The sequence below is a fragment of the Paenibacillus sp. GL_099_B genome (assembly GCF_057835695.1).
Genome location: NZ_CM174430.1, coordinates 1,403,207 through 1,419,624, shown reverse-complemented (window position 1 = coordinate 1,419,624; position 16,418 = coordinate 1,403,207). Strand labels below are relative to the sequence as shown.

Annotated in this window: 15 protein-coding genes; all 15 read right to left on the bottom strand. The window is 43.1% G+C overall.

The window, feature by feature from the left end; genetic code table 11:
- Nucleotides 1-67: 67 nt before the first annotated feature.
- A complete protein-coding gene (locus AC3ITG_RS06395; RefSeq protein ID WP_489253188.1) occupies nt 68-634 on the bottom strand; it encodes a VanZ family protein in 567 nt (188 codons plus the stop codon).
- A 44-nt stretch (nt 635-678) separates the two neighbouring features.
- Nucleotides 679-1,596 carry an LCP family glycopolymer transferase gene (locus AC3ITG_RS06390; protein ID WP_489253187.1) on the bottom strand — a complete coding sequence of 306 codons (918 nt, stop codon included), beginning with the start codon at nt 1,594-1,596 and terminating at the stop codon, nt 679-681.
- 39 nt (nt 1,597-1,635) lie between these two features.
- A complete protein-coding gene (locus tag AC3ITG_RS06385; protein ID WP_413376072.1) occupies nt 1,636-2,967 on the bottom strand; it encodes a UDP-glucose dehydrogenase family protein in 1,332 nt (443 codons plus the stop codon).
- Nucleotides 2,964-4,352: a sugar phosphate nucleotidyltransferase gene (locus AC3ITG_RS06380; RefSeq protein WP_413376070.1), complete on the bottom strand. Its 1,389-nt coding sequence runs from the start codon at nt 4,350-4,352 to the stop codon at nt 2,964-2,966. The genes AC3ITG_RS06385 and AC3ITG_RS06380 overlap by 4 nt, the downstream gene beginning before the upstream one ends.
- 47 nt (nt 4,353-4,399) lie before the next feature.
- Nucleotides 4,400-5,398: a polysaccharide pyruvyl transferase family protein gene (locus AC3ITG_RS06375; protein WP_489253186.1), complete on the bottom strand. Its 999-nt coding sequence runs from the start codon at nt 5,396-5,398 to the stop codon at nt 4,400-4,402.
- Nucleotides 5,364-6,749, bottom strand: coding sequence for a lipopolysaccharide biosynthesis protein (locus AC3ITG_RS06370; RefSeq protein WP_489253185.1), 1,386 nt, complete (start codon nt 6,747-6,749; stop codon nt 5,364-5,366). Before AC3ITG_RS06370 ends, AC3ITG_RS06375 begins: the two co-directional genes overlap by 35 nt.
- On the bottom strand, nt 6,749-7,645 hold the full coding sequence (locus tag AC3ITG_RS06365; RefSeq protein WP_413376064.1) for a glycosyltransferase: 897 nt from the start codon (nt 7,643-7,645) through the stop codon (nt 6,749-6,751). The genes AC3ITG_RS06370 and AC3ITG_RS06365 overlap by 1 nt, the downstream gene beginning before the upstream one ends.
- A gap of 33 nt (nt 7,646-7,678) precedes the next feature.
- Nucleotides 7,679-8,824 (bottom strand): glycosyltransferase family 4 protein, encoded by a 1,146-nt coding sequence (locus AC3ITG_RS06360; protein ID WP_413376062.1) that lies wholly within the window; start codon nt 8,822-8,824, stop codon nt 7,679-7,681.
- A 36-nt stretch (nt 8,825-8,860) separates the two neighbouring features.
- Nucleotides 8,861-9,943 (bottom strand): glycosyltransferase family 4 protein, encoded by a 1,083-nt coding sequence (locus AC3ITG_RS06355; protein WP_489253184.1) that lies wholly within the window; start codon nt 9,941-9,943, stop codon nt 8,861-8,863.
- A complete protein-coding gene (locus tag AC3ITG_RS06350) occupies nt 9,936-11,102 on the bottom strand; it encodes a glycosyltransferase (RefSeq protein WP_489253183.1) in 1,167 nt (388 codons plus the stop codon). Before AC3ITG_RS06350 ends, AC3ITG_RS06355 begins: the two co-directional genes overlap by 8 nt.
- Nucleotides 11,099-12,238 carry a hypothetical protein gene (locus tag AC3ITG_RS06345; RefSeq protein ID WP_489253182.1) on the bottom strand — a complete coding sequence of 380 codons (1,140 nt, stop codon included), beginning with the start codon at nt 12,236-12,238 and terminating at the stop codon, nt 11,099-11,101. Before AC3ITG_RS06345 ends, AC3ITG_RS06350 begins: the two co-directional genes overlap by 4 nt.
- A gap of 185 nt (nt 12,239-12,423) precedes the next feature.
- Entirely contained in the window at nt 12,424-13,608 is a 1,185-nt protein-coding gene (locus AC3ITG_RS06340) for a glycosyltransferase family 4 protein (protein WP_489253181.1), read from the bottom strand.
- A 25-nt stretch (nt 13,609-13,633) separates the two neighbouring features.
- Nucleotides 13,634-14,596 carry an NAD-dependent epimerase/dehydratase family protein gene (locus AC3ITG_RS06335; protein ID WP_413376053.1) on the bottom strand — a complete coding sequence of 321 codons (963 nt, stop codon included), beginning with the start codon at nt 14,594-14,596 and terminating at the stop codon, nt 13,634-13,636.
- Nucleotides 14,597-14,629: 33 nt separating this feature from the next.
- On the bottom strand, nt 14,630-15,298 hold the full coding sequence (locus AC3ITG_RS06330; protein WP_413376051.1) for a sugar transferase: 669 nt from the start codon (nt 15,296-15,298) through the stop codon (nt 14,630-14,632).
- Complete coding sequence (gene galU, locus AC3ITG_RS06325; RefSeq protein WP_413376049.1) at nt 15,295-16,203, bottom strand: UTP--glucose-1-phosphate uridylyltransferase GalU; 909 nt, start codon at nt 16,201-16,203, stop codon at nt 15,295-15,297. Before galU ends, AC3ITG_RS06330 begins: the two co-directional genes overlap by 4 nt.
- Nucleotides 16,204-16,418: the final 215 nt, after the last annotated feature.

Below are 16,418 nucleotides of genomic sequence, written 5' to 3'. Positions count from 1 at the left end.
CTCCCATATTTATGATGGATAGCAAGCAAGTAGAAGCGGGAACTAGCGAGCAGCATTTCCTGGGAAATCACTTTCTTTTGACTGAAGATCGCCTTGGAGACCTGAATCTTCTGAAAACGACATTAACCCCCATATATAAGGCAATTCCGCCACATCCGCCAAGCAGATCCACGCCGACATCACGGATTGAACTCGTCCGATTAGGGCTGAACTGCTGAATATATTCATCAATGGAGGCGATAACCGCTACTACTGCCAGGGCAGCAGCGATACAAGCCAATATTCGCATTTTCCTGTATCTCAGCCCACCATAGATAAGCACCGCCAGCACAGCATATACAAATAAATGTGCACTCTTCCGAAATATGAACTCAACGAAATCATACGGTCGTTGTCTTAAGGAATAATCCAGCTCACCGTATGTGAATCGCACATCGGGTAATGCAAATCCGATCTTCACCTTTTCAGACCATTTATGCAGCCAAGGCTGGATGGTCTGCTGCTGATATGATTGGGTCGAAAAGTGCCAGATCACCAAAACCCAGACCGTAATCAGCAGCAGTGACAAGATATAAACATAAGGTCGTTGTTTTCGTCTATGTTTATGCCTTCGTTTCCCGTAATCCTCCTCCATAAGCAAGGTCCTCACCACTTTCATAAGCCTTTCATTATTTCTGTTTATTTCTCCAAATGTTCTTCAATTATTCCGTGAATGCGATCTTTTTCCTGCTGATCCACGATGTAATAATAAATCCCATTGATTTTCTCGCCTTTACCCTTGATCTCCACCGTATCTACATTCTCCAGATCATTGCGATAATCGAGGAGAAGTTCCTTCATCTCATCAAAAGTAACATCCGTTCTAACATGAGTACCTAGTTCATCAAGCATATTTTGGATATTAAGTACACTGGAGATTTGCATCGTATTCTTAAGCATCTGCTTCAGAACCTCACGCTGTCGATCATTACGACCCAAATCCCCTTTCGGGTCATCATAGCGCATTCTTGAAAAACCGAGTGCAGCAACACCATCCAGATGAATATTCCCTTGATCATAACGCTGGCCCTCATAATCAAATGCAAAAGGATTATTTACATCCACGCCTCCGACCAGGTCAATGATTTTGGCAAAGCCCTCCATATCCACTTTCATATAATAATGAATGGGGACTCCCAAAAATTGCTCGACGGTATTTACCGACATGTCCACGCCTCCGAAGGCATAAGCATGATTGATCTTATCTACAGTATTGTGTCCCACAATGTCTGTCCGTGTATCCCTTGGAATATTAAACATGAGCACTTGTTTTTTCCCGGGGTTCACACTCAGTACGATAATCGTATCCGAGCGCCCTCGATCATTCGGACGCTCATCCACGCCAAGAATAAGCGCATTAAAAGGCTCTTTGCTGTTGATGTCCACCGGTAGCCCACCTCTGCTATCTGTGACCGAGACGGGCTTTACAGGATTTCGGGGCTCATAAATTTGGTCAGCTGTTGATTTAACGGATTGATAGAGATATATCGCATAACCAAACACAACAACTACAAAAAAGGAAACAATCCAGATGGTAACTTTCATCCACTTTTTCATGGGTTCTTCCTCACTCACATTCAAGATGATGAATAGCGGTTAAATGATTGCTGCCGCTTTCCCTGCCAGTTTCGTCAAACCTGGACGACCAACAGAATAATATTGAAGATTAGATGCCTGAACCTGTTCAGCACTATACAAATTACGACCATCAATCATAATTGGATCGTTCATGATCTCGGCCAGTTCTTTCAAATCGATATGAGCGAATTCTTTCCATTCGGTCAACACACACAAGGCGTCTGCTCCTTCAGCAGCGTGAAGTGGATTCTCTTCCCACGTGATGGAGGCTACATCTACCTCTTTACGAAAATTCGCAGTTGCAATGGGATCATAGGCCTTAATTACTGCTCCAGCATCACTTAAATGCTGAATGATATCGATCGCTGGAGCATCCCGCACGTCATCTGTCTCCGGTTTAAACGCTAATCCCCAGACAGCAATTGTTTTTCCTTTTAAAGATCCCAGCGCCTCTTCCAGTTTGTGAATGACATGGAAGCGCTGATCCTGATTTACTTGGACAACGGATTTTAACAGTCTGAAATCATAATCGACCATGCCTGCGATCTGAATTAGTGCCTGTGTATCTTTTGGAAAGCATGAACCTCCATAACCAATGCCTGCCTTCAAAAAGGAAGCTCCAATACGCTTATCGTAGCCCATGCCTTCGGCTACTCGTGTAACGTCAGCCCCTACTTTTTCGCATATATTCGAGATTTCATTAATGAATGAGATTTTGGTTGCAAGAAATGCATTGGAAGCATATTTAATCATTTCGGCTGATCGAATATCCGTAATGATCAAGTTCTCGGTCAATGGCCGATGAAGTTTTTTTAGTGTTTTAATTGCACGATCACTGTTCGTTCCGATGACAATCCGGTCAGGATTCAGCGTATCATTAACCGCAGATCCTTCGCGGAGGAACTCGGGAACAGAAGCCACATCGAAAGGCTGAGATGAAATACTGCTAATCAGCTCGCGAACACGATCATTGGTGCCTACAGGAACGGTGCTTTTGGTCACGATAACTTTGTAGCTCTCAATGTGACTTCCAATCTCTATAGCTACTTGCTCCACATAGCTCAGGTTGGCTTCGCCGCTCGGAAGAGAAGGAGTGCCTACAGCGATAAAGATAATATCCGACTGGCTAATTGCTTCAGCAATATTGGAGGTGAACGATAGTTTGCCTGCTTTCATGTTGGAAGCCATCAACTCTTTGAGGCCTGGCTCATAGATAGGAACGTTGCCCTCGTTGAGCATCTCCACTTTGGCCTCATTGTTGTCCACACAGATGACTTGGTTGCCGATCTCCGAAAAGCATACTCCCGATACAAGACCTACATACCCTGTTCCAATCACCGCGATATTCATCTTGTTTTCCCCCAATTCACGCAATTTTGGATAATATCTGTCCATTCCATCTCTATTCGTACGATATCCTCTTCCACCAGTTCACTACCCATCTGAACTTCAATGATTTCAAGTTCGGTTACGGCTTTTACACTGTGTTTACTACCTGCCAGAATGGAAATGACATCCCCTTGATTAAGCAATCTCAGTTCACCATCCAGAATCAGTTCGCCTTGACCCGAAACAACTGTCCAAACTTCATTTCGTTTGAGATGGTATTGATAAGAAAAATTCTTATCCGCCCCAACGATAATCCGTTTGGTTAATACCTCTTCTCCTCTGGCATTACGCGTGTAATCAAGCACTTTGTAACAACCCCAGCGGCGTTCCTCATACATAGGACGTTGAGTATCATCCTTAAGAATCTCTTTAATCTGTGGACTTGCCTCTTTCTCACTGACCAGAATTCCATCCGGACTGGTCGCAACAATAAGATTGGAAACCCCCAATACACACACCGGAATATTCAACTCATTGATCAGATGTGTGTTCACCGAACTGTTCGTCATTACACCTCTTCCCACAATATGGGTACTCATCTCGTCCGTCAGCGTATTCCATGTGCCGAGATCTTTCCAATATCCCTCATAAGGTGTAACCACAATGTGACTAGCTTTTTCGACTACTTGATAATCAAAGCTAATTTTCTGTAATCTTCCGTATTGTTTCAGCATCTCTTCATACTGAATTGGCAGTTCAAGGGAGATCAGCAGATTAATCAGATAGTTCAGCTTGAATGCAAAAACCCCGCAATTCCAAAGGGCAGATTGCTCTATCATCTCTGCCGCTTCAGTCTCACAGGGTTTTTCTTGAAAACGTGATACTTTGGCGTAATGGTTATGTTTTTCGGTTTCATGTGGATCAGGAATAATATAACCGTATTTCTCTGAAGGATACGTGGGTTTTACCCCGATTAATGCGAGCTCCGCACCAGACTCATCTAACACTCCTTCAAGCTCCGTAACTTTATAGAAAAAGGATTCCTCTACATATGGATCAACGGGAAGTACAGCAACCGTTTCGTTCAGACTGACGCCCTGTACCGAGTACAGATAAACAGCTGCCAAGGCAATTGCGGGAAAAGTATCTCTGCGTTCCGGCTCTACGACAAGATCAACCTCATCGCCCAGTTGACTCCGTAAAATCTCCACCTGTGGCTTACTCGTTGCAATCGTGGCCTGTTCGCTTAATCCCGTATGCTTCAGTTGCCTCCATACCCGTTGAACCATGGATTCAGTTTGCCCTTCAGGGCCCTCCAGTACTTTCAAGAACTGCTTCGATCTCGTATCGTTGGATAAGGGCCATAACCTCTTGCCTGATCCACCGGAGAGAAGTACGATTCTCATGGTTATCACTCCACTCTCTATATTTTACACACATTGAGCCCGGTTTTTTATACTGTTGCGGTTGTTTCCATATACTTAGGTGTAGGTGGAGAGATCGTTTTTGAGGAGGTATCCATGTTTGCAGTGTTAACTTCATGAGTCCATATCCGATAATATCCAGAGTTTTTCCCGTAGGAGTTATCAATTAGCACATTTGGTTTTGCCATAAGGCAGGATAAGATGTGTCCGTGTAATCTGGAAGAATGAATCATGCGATAGTCCGCGAAACAACGAATAGCCTTGTTCACCAGATAATCACTATATTTCATCCATAAAAACTGTGAAATGGCTCGTGGAGCCCGCTTTTTCAGTCCTTTACTGATGTAATAAATTAGTTTCTTTTCATATCTGTTATATAAAGTTGGCCAATCTAAGTAGTCACCCTGCTGCTCTGTTGAAATCGAAGATTGTTGAGAGATTTGTTCAATATCTGTTCTAAAGAAATTCAACTTTTCTTTACGTGGGGATCGTTTCAATTCAATTGGCCATAATTGATGTGCCATATCAGGAATTAAAGCCACCTCACAGTTGGGGAAATTCTCGGATGCAATTTGAAACGATATTTCATCTCTAACATATATATGGAGATCTGGATGTTGATTAAAAATAGCAGCGGTTCTTTGAAGAGCAGACTGATCCTTATAAAATATCGTCTGAGGAAGAATCACAATCTTATGATTCGGATAATGCTGAACAATATTTTCTCTCAATTTTTGATGTGCTTCGTATAAATCGCCAAAATTCCCGCCACCATGGAGTACAATAATTTGATCTCGTGGTATTTCAACCGGATAATCAAAATCATAAACACTATATCTATGGGTGACGTGAATACGGTGGTCTTTAAAAAAAGTCTCTGTTCCTTTCATAATAAGAAGATCACCACAATTGCTATGGACAGGGTAATCAATATAATAAATTTTGGAATTAGAAGGTATGACCTCCAGTATGGATTCAAGCTGCTTTTTCAACTCATCCATGGGATGAGTTCTTTGCGAGTTTGGCATCTTTCCGGGCTCCTTTAAATAGATTCTTCTCTCTGAATTGTTGCTTCAGGAATTTGATATCTTCTTTGTCATAGAGCATGCTTCGAATGGGAAGCTTGAACAGGACCGAGATCGAAATCAGCGACATCAGAATGCGAACAAACGAACCGATTAGCAAAGCAATTCCAATGCCCATCAAACCAAACATAGGGGTAAGCACAAAAAATAACGTAACTGTTACTGCCAGCGCAATGATCTGCCTCAGCACGATAACCCCAGGCCTGCCGAGTGCATTAAAAGCCGAAGCCAGTATCCACGATCCTCCACCAACGATGCATTCCAACGAAAGCAAATAAAATACGCCACTGGCCTGCAAAAATTCTGGCCCGAAGAGAAGGCCTATGAAAAAACGGCCTATCAGCATACTCGGTATAATTACGATGGTCATTAGAACCATGCTAATTCGAAAAGCTCTGCCAACAAGCAGCAGCACTCGCTCCTTCTCCATGCCTGCCACTTTTGGAAAAATGACATTGATAATTGCGTTCTGTACGACATTGAACATCCGCGAAAGCGCATATACGACGGAATAAAGACCGAAATCACGAGGCGTAAGCAGAGCAATAATGATAATCTTGTCGAACTGGGTATAGAGCGTCCCCAGCAGCTCAACACCATACACGCGAATGCCATAACTGAATAAATGCACACAGGCTTTAAATTGATGGATCAGATAAGAAATTGATGCAAATATCTGTCGCCTCATCATGAACATATAAACGACCAATACAAGAAGTGTCGAAGCAAGACTCACCGCAATTGCTCGTTCTACCGTAAGTGAACCAGTCAGCCAGAAACCGATCAACCCAACCAGATTCAACAAAGGTACGAGTAGCCTAGACAGATTATAAATGTGAAACCGCTCTGTGCCCTGAGCGGCTGCCGCCAGGACTCCCGTCAGAAGCAGGACCGGGACCATAAGCACCGTGTACCAACGAGCCAGAGCGACCAATGTTTCCGAATATCCTGCAAGCCAGGAGGACATGCCCACCCAACTGATCAAACCGACAATCAGACTGATTGGTAGCTGCACGACAAAGCTCATACCAATATAGGTAGAGAGTTGCTGCTGATGCTTTTTCACGTTATAGATCAGTGAAGTAGGCAGACCAAATGCCGCGAGTCCGGACAGCAGCGCTGGCCAAAACAGTACGGTGGCGAGTTCCCCTTTGCCCGTTGCTCCAAACATGCGGGCCGTCAGGATGGAGGTAATTGTAGTTAGCGCCATAATAGCAATATTGGCGAAACTGGTCAGGAAAATCGTTTGAAGCATACTGCGCTGTCTAGAAGGTTTAGCGGTGGCTATGCTCATTACGTGTTCAATCCTTTTCCATTGCGTAATGAACCGACTATCGTTCCATTACGATAAGAAATTTTGGCCATCTGACTGGTTACCTTTTTAACATTGTTGAACGAGATCGCAATGAGCAGAGCCGACTGTGCGATTCGAATCAGATGTTTATAAATTCCCCATACGCTCTTTTGATAGCGGGTTGCGTCACTAATACCCTGCCAGTATACCCGGCGCAACAACCAACGCTTATTCAACCTGCTTTTGGCAATCTTATGTTCTACAACCGCATATGGACTGTAATAAATTTTATAAACTAACCGAACCCGGCCAATAAGTTCACTCTCTTCGCTCGACATCAGGTTATTTCCCACACGTCCAAGATCCACTCTAAACGGCTGGATTTCCCTAAAAATGCTCTTTCTAAAAGATACGTTCGCCCCAAAAGGAATATGGGGTGCCTTCATCTCCACAATACTTTCGGAAAAGTCCATTACTGTGTACAAACTTACAATATCATCTGGAATCCACTCCGGTTTTCCACCTTCCCAAATGGGCACGATCTTGCCCCCCACACAACCGATGGCAGGATCCATATCAAATATTTTGATAACTTCGGCAACCCATGTAGGAGCAGCAAGGGCATCGTCATCCAAAAACAGTACAAACTCTCCATTTGCCTCCTCAATGGCCCTGTTTCTTGCATAGGACAATCCTAATTGGGGCTCAAAAACATAGCGCACATGTTCCGGAAAGTTCAAGGAATCAAACAGTTCTTTTGTGTTATCGGTAGAACGATTATCAATAATCAAAATTTCATAAGTCATGTAGTCAGATCCGCCTTTTAATATACTATTAACAGCCTGCATCGTGTCATTTCCCCTGTTATGTGTGCAGACGGCTACTGATGCCCTCATCTTCTCACCCCAAAATATGCAGTTTTTTTGTCCTCAGGCCAATTGTCTTAACAGCTGACCACGATGTGACCAAAGACAATGATTGGTGACCCACTCATAGCCATTATCACCGAGCTTTTGTGCCAGTTCCTCATCCACCACCAATTGTTCGATCCGGTCCGCAATCTCATTTTCGTCCAATGGATCAACAAGATAGCCGGTAACGTGATCCTTGATGGCATCCGGAATACCGCCGCTATTGCCACCAATGACAGGTAACCGGTAATAGTTAGCTTCCAAAAATACAATCCCGAAACCTTCAACATCACCTTTTTCCTTAATATTTCGACTGGGCATGATAAACAGATCAGAGCATTGATACAATTGATGAAGCTCATGATCGGGGATGCCCCCTGTAAAAACGACGATATCCTCAAGAGCATACTGCCCAACCAAACGCTCCAGCTCGCTTCGATAAGGTCCTTCACCGCATATCACATATTTCAGATTAGGAATGCGCGGGGCGACGTGGCGAATCGCTCTCAGCGTAATGTCATGACCTTTCCGTTCTACCAGCCTGGAGACGGTGATCATCACCTTTTTGCCATGCAGATCATACTTATTTCGGACATCTTCTTCCTCACTTGAAACACTCTTCAACTTACCTATGTTCAGTCCTGGTGGAATAATCACAATCTGTTCTTCCCTAATGCCCAACTCAATCAACCTTGATCTGGTATATTGGCTATTGGCAATTACCTTATCGGAACGGCGCAAAATGTGCATTAAAACCGGAAAAAGCTTACTGTTCAGCATACCCATGACGTCCAGTCCATGAACGTAAGTGAAGTATCTGGTACGGAAGCAAGCTTTCATGACCGGTCCGGCAATTCCTACGGGAAACACGTTGATAAAATGGATTTCGTCAGCTTTTCTGCGCCATTTCAGCACAACTAGCTGGATAATTAGAATAATCTGTGATATAAGCAGGAGCACTTTATTTGAGTTCCAAAAAATTCGCTTCCGTATAATCTCGAAATCGGTCTTTTGGTCAAACTGCTTGGACTGCTCCGTATTCTTTATTTTATTGGTCAGAACGGTGGTTTCCTCCGCAGACATCTGCGAAATAAGTCCATAAGCATAATCATGAATTCCTCCTTTCTCAGGGGGGAAATCAATCGCAACAAAAACTTTATTCATATCCGTATCTCCCTTGAAAGACCGTGGCCGGCCTCTTTATACCGTATTCATGATAATGTTGACCGTATCTTTGGCACATTTGTTCCAGGTAAAGAACGCCGAATGCTCCTTACCCCTAACGGACATTTTTTGACCTAGTTCTAAGTTTGTTGTAATTTCAATTAAATGTGCGGCAGCTTCCTGAGGAACAAGTGGATTAAAATATAGGCCAGCATCCCCGCATATCTCAGGAATCGAAGCACGAGAAGATACGACGACTGGACATCCCAACGCCATTGCTTCGAGAGGAGGTAAGCCAAAACCTTCATAGAGCGAAGGGAAAATAAAACCCGCTGCATGCTCGTATAACGCCAGTAGTTCTTCATCAGATACATACCCCAACCAATGAACAGCATCGGAATGAGGCGTATCTTGCTCTCCGAATACCCTACTATTTTTAGAACCCACGATAACAACTTTCAAGTTATGCCCTTCAAGTTCAGGCAACACATCAAAGATCATTCTAAAATTTTTATTGGGATTCATCGCGCACACAGCCAAAATATATGGACCCTTTAATTGATACTTCTCTAAGATTCCCTGTGCAGCTTGTATACGATGAATGTGATCAATACCTAAATAAGTCACCTCAATCTTTTCTTCATCTATTTTGCAATTATGAATCAATTCTTTTTTTGAAAAATGAGATACCGTAATTATTTTCTTTGATGATTTTCCTAAGCGCGCCAATAAAAATTTATACCAATTACGAAAAGCAAAGGAGAAACCCTCCGGGGAGCTAAATACTGCTGCATCATGAATAGTGACGATTTGGTTTTTTTTGAAAGCCGGCCCTGTATTACACATGTTTATCAGCATTCCCTCTCTTGAATATAAAGGAAGTTCAAACTGTTCCCACAGGTGCCCTTTTAATTTGCCTACGACTCTATGACAAATGTGTTTAAGTTCAAGTTTCGTTATTACATTGTTAGGTGATAATAAGAAAAATTGATATTGATTTGAATCAATATCACCTTGTTCAATCAGCCTATCTATTTCTTTCACCAGCTCTATTGCATACCTTTGTACCCCTGTAACGGTCTGGGTCAAGAACCGGGCATTGAAATATATTTTAATCATGTGCGTCTCCCATTCTCTCCGAAAATTTCGGTTGCTTAGTTGTAGGCACCTGAATTTTCCCCCGCAGATTAGATACTTCATAGTAAAGGTTTACAATTTCTTCATTCATTCTTGTAGAACTAAATTTTTCTTTATAAATGTCATACCCTTTAATCCCCATATCTGATAAAGTAGCTTTGTTCAAGCTCATCAACAATTCTGATAATTCGTCAGATTGATCTACATCGAATACATAACCATTTATCCCATGTGATACCAATTCCGGTAACGCTCCACGATTGCTAGCGATCACGGGCTTCTTGTTCTTCATCGCCTCCACTGCCGTCAGACCGAAGCCCTCCCATCTGGAAGGCACAATAACCGCATCACATTTCTGATAATGTTCATCGATTTCCTCGTGGTTAACCCATCCTATTCGGACAATATTATCTGAAAAATTCAATTTAATATCATCTAACACAGGCTCACCTATTACATTTAATGTAATACGCTGCTGTAAGTGTTGATGTCGTTGAAATACATCCAAGATGATGTCTAATCCTTTGGCCCAGTCGTAACGACCTACGAACAAAAGCTGGATACGTGATGATTCCTCCAATGATTGATATTCTGGCCGTTGAAGATGGGGAGACTTACTACTCCGCTTCTCACTAATTCCGCTGTATACTAATTTCGATTTGAAAGGTGACATTCCAAACCGAATGGACTGTTCCTGTTCACGTTTTGAAATATTTATGATACAGTCGGTCTTGAACTCCAGTATCTTCTCGATCATAAAATAAACCTTTTTGAGCCAATGTTTGGTGTCCATCAGAAAAGACCAGCCGTGCGAACAGTAAATCACGCCGGCTTGGCGCCGGGAAACAAAAAATAAGCCTCTTACAAGCATGCCCGCAAAAGAACTGTGTACGTGAATAATATCCGGTTGAATTCGTTTAATAGCTTGGTGGATCTGTCTCATAACAGAGAAAAAGTGCTTGGGATGGCGCTTATATTTGTAACGTACAATCCGATCCGGCTCCAAATCAAAGTCCGAAGCCGAATTATAATCACTCATCAGCAGATAAACATCGAAAAAACGACGTTGATATGCAACGACCTCGTTTAAATAAGTCGCAACTCCCCCAACAACGTATTCTCCTATATGCAAAACCTTCATTTAAGCTCACCCCCTTCATATGGTATATCGCCTGTTTCTTTTTGCTGATAAAGGGCCATTCCAACGACAATCCATATCGATATATTGCCAGGAAACATCTCAAGTACGTTCGTCGTAAGACTTGATGCTGCCACGCCGACGCCAAGTGCAATTGCCATCTGTGGCAAACCCATTACGTTTACTGAAGGTATCCGATTCATTCGTTTTACCAGGTTGATCAGAATCCACATAAACAAGGCAAGCCAATACAACATGCCCAGCCATCCTGTCTGTTCATAAAACGAAAAATATTGATTATCCACAGCAAAATTATTCGATTGTATACCGATGACATGTGTTCTTCGACTCGCTGCACCTACGGAGCCAATACCGTTTCCAATCATCCCTGCCGTCGAAAATGGCGATGTCAGATTCGCACCCCAGGTCTGAAAACGGTCCGTCAAAGAGCTTACGGAGAGCAGATTGTAGCTATTCAGCATCTGGATACCGAGCATGACGGCCGCTGGCAGCAACAGAAAAACACCGCCTAGTAGAAGTACGTTATGTTTATTGTATTTCCGAACACGGAGAAGAAACATAACGACCTGATAAACTATCCAAAGAACCAGAGCAGAACGGATTGTGGATAAAAGCAAAAAGCTAATTGATAACAGCTGGATACTTAAGCGAATTAATCTATGCTTTTCCGCCAAGCGAATTCTCTCGGCGATCAGACCTGAAATGAGCAGCGCATATGCGTAGCCGTCAGGCGAATACGTAATGGAAGACAGACGTGGAACACCTTCCAGATAATGTTTGATGTTTACCCCATAGACGAAACCAAGTGAGATCAACTTCTCTATGCCAAGTGAATATTGAATCAGCCATCCGGCGATTAATAGAAAAAAGATGATCAGATTCGTTCTGGCAAATAAATATATTCCCTTACTTTTGGCAATAAACATTCCCGCAAAGATCATCAGTATCGGCAACAATGTGATCTTGAACCCGTAGATCAACGTAACAATGCTTTTGCCCATAATCAGGCTCAAGGAACCAATCACCACAATTGAACCGAGCAAAAATAAAAAGGGAATAATGAACTCCTGCTGGCTTCGATATACTTTGCTTAAAGCAAATACAGCAATTAGAGCCATTCCCGCATCCTTTAGAGACCGAATGAGAATATTGTCTACATATATGGAAATGAGCCCATAGCATGAAAGGTAGACCACCAAAATATGCATCATGGTCTTGAACAAGGCGTGATTTGATTCGTCCTGGGCTTTTACGTATACTGGGGTGCCTCTATTCATAGAAACAATGTGCATGTTAACCTCCATTACCTGATCAGCTTTTCGTAAATGTCCATATGCTCTTGAAGCAGGTAAGCTTCATTAAAGGTTTGGCTATGCAAATGACATCGCTCTTTTAGCTGTATTTTCTCGGGTTCTCTCAAGCGGTAATAATGCGTTATTGAGCGTGCAATTGCCTCAGCGCTATGGGCAGGAAAGGCAAATTCTTCAGTATCCAATAGAATCTCGGACATGCCTCCTACACGCGAAGCATACACGGGCGTACCTACTTGGTAAGCTTCAATGACAACTCTTCCAAAGGGCTCATCCCATGTTGAGGGAACAATGATTACGTCCATAGCTGCCATCTGTTTCGCAATCTCCGAATTCGCCACTTTTCCTTTGAACTCGATACGTCCATCCGATGCCGCTGAATTCTGCAAGGCGGAGAGCAGCGGTCCTTCCCCAAAAATACAAAGTTGGCCAGCAATATTTCGATCCAGTAGTTTAATAGCATCAATTAAATAATGGACGCCTTTTACTTCAGTTAACTGACCGAAGTATCCAATTTTCAACGGGCGGTTCACGTTAGCCACTTTCTTCTTATACAATTCTGCAACGGACGGAGCATTCTCTACGATATTATGAACTACGTGTTTGTTTGAGTCTTCAAAGAACCCAAGAGAAGTATGACTGCCCAAGATATGATTGGAGATGCCAATGACCGAAGATATTGTCCGACTGAATCTCTTTGAAATAGTTCGGTACATTTTGGAATATAAAGATAGGTTGATTGGATCAATCAGGGAAAAATCCCGTAACGTATGCACCACTGGAATACGCATTTCATACGCGGCCCTCCAGATCGCCAGACTAAGACCGGGGAGGTTCTGTGTATGAACCAGCTCAGGCCTTGTTCTGGCTAGATACTGCTTGATGTGATGATACTGCCTTACATTAAACACATCTTGAAGGCGCCACATGATTTTGCTCGGAATGGATACACTTCGGTCAGCGTCCCCTATCCAATATCGATTGTTGTAGGGCAAACGGACGACATTAATTCCATTTACATGGTCTAATCGAATTTCCCTGTGTCTATGTTCACCGACGGTCAAGACTTCGACTTCGTAATGACTACTCATTGTTTGTGCAAGGATTTGCGTTGATATTTCAGCCCCGCCAATGACATGCGGTGGATACAAACTGTGGGCAATCATTATTTTATGCACTTATCTCAACTCACTTTGTTCAGCTTCATGGGGTTTCCTGCAGCGTGGCACGAACATTTTCAATCGTTAGCTTCAGTCCTGTTTCCAGTGAAATTTCCGGCTCCCAGCCGAGCACTGTCCGTGCCTTACCAATCATAGGACGACGGACTTTGGGATCATCCTGCGGCAAAGGCAGGAACACCAACTTGCTGTCGGATTGGGCCAACTTTTTTACCAAATACGCCACTTCAAGGACAGTGTACTCTGTTGGGTTGCCGATATTGATAATCTCGCCATTCGCCTCTTCCGTTTCCATCAGCTTTTGCAGACCACGAATATTGTCATCCACATAACAGAACGAACGGGTTTGGGAGCCATCCCCATAAACGGTGATGTCCTGCCCCGTGAGTGCCTGTGTAACAAAGTTAGAAATAACACGGCCATCATCGTTCCGAAGTCCTGATGAATACGTATTAAAAATACGCGCTACCTTCACAGGAACACTGTGTTTCGTGTAGTATTCATAACAAAAAACTTCGCCCAAACGCTTGGCCTCATCATAACAGGCTCTAGGCCCCCAAGTGTTCACGTTACCTCGATAACTCTCAGGCTGCGGATGAACTTCGGGATCTCCATAAGCTTCACTCGTACTCGAATATAGGAACTTTGCTCCTTTGGTACGGGCGAGCTCCAACAAATGATAGGTTCCTAGAGTGTTCACCCAGATCGTTCCGATCGAATCTGCCTGATAGAATTTGGGTGAAGCGGGTGAAGCCAGATGATAGACTTCATCTACTGGCTGATCTATCAAAAAATCCAGTGAGTCGGACAACGTAACATCAGCTTCACGGAAAAAAAAGAGGGGGCTGTTAGCCACCTCTTGCAGATTTTTAGAAACGCCTGTTGAAAGGTTATCTATTCCGGTAACCTGATGTCCTTGATCAATTAATGATTTGACTAGATGTGAGCCTAGGAAACCGGCCGCGCCCGTCACTACAACGTGTTTCAATGCGATCACACTCCATATTATCTAATGAGTAGGCTAGAATGTATTACTTTTGATCATAACGCCAACGGTTTTAAAAATGATAATGATATCTATCTTTAAGGAAACGTTAGAGATGTAGTGAAAATCATATTGCAGATTATGGTGAATCGGTTCCTTGCGAACATCACTTACTTGCCATAATCCAGTAATCCCTGGTTTCACCAGAAAACGTCTGCGCTCCAGATCCGTGTAGCTTTCTTCTACGATACGCTTCATTTCAGGTCTGGGACCTATGAAGCTCATGTCACCCTTGATAATATTAAGCAATTGTGGAAGCTCATCCAGGCTCGTTTTACGAAGTAATCTACCCAGCCGTGTAATTCTCGGATCATCACTTGTCGTTGGAGATATGCCATATTTCGGCGCATCCGTGCGCATCGTTCTGAATTTATAGATACTAAATTTAACTCCGTTTTTCCCATAACGTTCTTGTCTGAATATTATAGGTCCTTTGGAATCAAGTTTAATCATAATCGCTGCAACAAGCATGACTGGTGATGTAATCAGCAACATCACAGCCGCAATAATAAAATCGATAAACGGTTTTATTACGTCAGCATATCCGCCAACACGCTGGGAGTATGGCTGTTCCAATACTGCCGAAGTGCCATCCTTGCCCAGGGCTTCTCCACTCCCAAAGTATTCCGGTCTTGGAAGTTTCACAGACTATCCCCTCCTGGGACAAGCATTTGGTTCAATTGTTCCTTCATCAAAATCTCTTCAATCGCCATCAGGATAGGTGCACGCAATTCTTTATTTTTGAGAGCAAAATCAAGTGTGGTCAGGATGTAGCCCAGCTTCTCACCCACATCAAACCGTGAGCCTTCAAAATCATACGCACTAATTCCCTCATCCCGATTCAGCATTTGCAGCGCATCCGTGAGTTGGATCTCACCACCAGCACCCACATTTTGTTCTTCCAGATACTCAAAAACTTTAGGTGTCAAAATGTAACGGCCCATAATAGCCAAGTTGGAAGGTGCTGTACCCAACGGAGGTTTTTCAACCATGCTGTTTACAGAAGATAAGCGTCCCTCTGTATGCAGGGGATCAATAATTCCGTAGCGGTAGGTTTCACTTGGACTTACCGTTTTCACACCGAGTACAGATTGGTTGACCTTCTCATATTGCTGAATGAGTTGCTTCGTGCACGGCACCTCAGAAACCACAATATCATCACCTAGCAATACAGCAAACGGTTCATTGCCAATAAAGTTTCGAGCACACCATACTGCATGCCCGAGTCCCAGTGCTTCCTTCTGCCTTATGTAATGAATATCAACGTTAGAGGACTTTCGGACATCTTCCAGTAAGCTGAGCTTTCCTTTTTCGAGCAGATTTTGCTCCAGTTCAAACGCGCTGTCAAAATGATCTTCAATCGCACGTTTTCCCTTGCCCGTTACAATAATAATGTCCTCAATCCCGGAAGCTACAGCTTCTTCAACGATGTATTGAATGGTCGGTTTATCTACAATAGGGAGCATTTCTTTAGGCATTGCCTTTGTAGCGGGTAAAAATCGGGTTCCCAAGCCGGCTGCGGGAATGATTGCTTTCCTCACTTTAGTCATCAAATACCACCCTATCCATTATTATTTTTTATGTTTAAAAGCATGAGTTGGATCATTTAAATCCATGAAACCATGAAATAAATTGATGCAATTCTTACTTTTAATTTCATAAAAGGGCATTAAACCCAACCTCACATCACACCCTTGACGATATACGTCTAAGGTACACTACCCACAGTGTGACCGAGTGCCTACCTTGATAAAGGTATAGTAGA

Coding starts and splice junctions, on each gene's coding strand:
- AC3ITG_RS06370 (WP_489253185.1), bottom strand. CDS start 6,749: ATGAGCATAGCCACCGCTAAACCTTCTAGACAGCGCAGTATGCTTCAA.
- AC3ITG_RS06360 (WP_413376062.1), bottom strand. CDS start 8,824: ATGAATAAAGTTTTTGTTGCGATTGATTTCCCCCCTGAGAAAGGAGGA.
- AC3ITG_RS06385 (WP_413376072.1), bottom strand. CDS start 2,967: ATGAATATCGCGGTGATTGGAACAGGGTATGTAGGTCTTGTATCGGGA.
- AC3ITG_RS06345 (WP_489253182.1), bottom strand. CDS start 12,238: ATGGCTCTAATTGCTGTATTTGCTTTAAGCAAAGTATATCGAAGCCAG.
- AC3ITG_RS06395 (WP_489253188.1), bottom strand. CDS start 634: ATGGAGGAGGATTACGGGAAACGAAGGCATAAACATAGACGAAAACAA.
- galU (WP_413376049.1), bottom strand. CDS start 16,203: ATGACTAAAGTGAGGAAAGCAATCATTCCCGCAGCCGGCTTGGGAACC.
- AC3ITG_RS06375 (WP_489253186.1), bottom strand. CDS start 5,398: ATGCCAAACTCGCAAAGAACTCATCCCATGGATGAGTTGAAAAAGCAG.
- AC3ITG_RS06390 (WP_489253187.1), bottom strand. CDS start 1,596: ATGAAAAAGTGGATGAAAGTTACCATCTGGATTGTTTCCTTTTTTGTA.
- AC3ITG_RS06380 (WP_413376070.1), bottom strand. CDS start 4,352: ATGAGAATCGTACTTCTCTCCGGTGGATCAGGCAAGAGGTTATGGCCC.
- AC3ITG_RS06350 (WP_489253183.1), bottom strand. CDS start 11,102: ATGAAGGTTTTGCATATAGGAGAATACGTTGTTGGGGGAGTTGCGACT.
- AC3ITG_RS06365 (WP_413376064.1), bottom strand. CDS start 7,645: ATGAGGGCATCAGTAGCCGTCTGCACACATAACAGGGGAAATGACACG.
- AC3ITG_RS06355 (WP_489253184.1), bottom strand. CDS start 9,943: ATGATTAAAATATATTTCAATGCCCGGTTCTTGACCCAGACCGTTACA.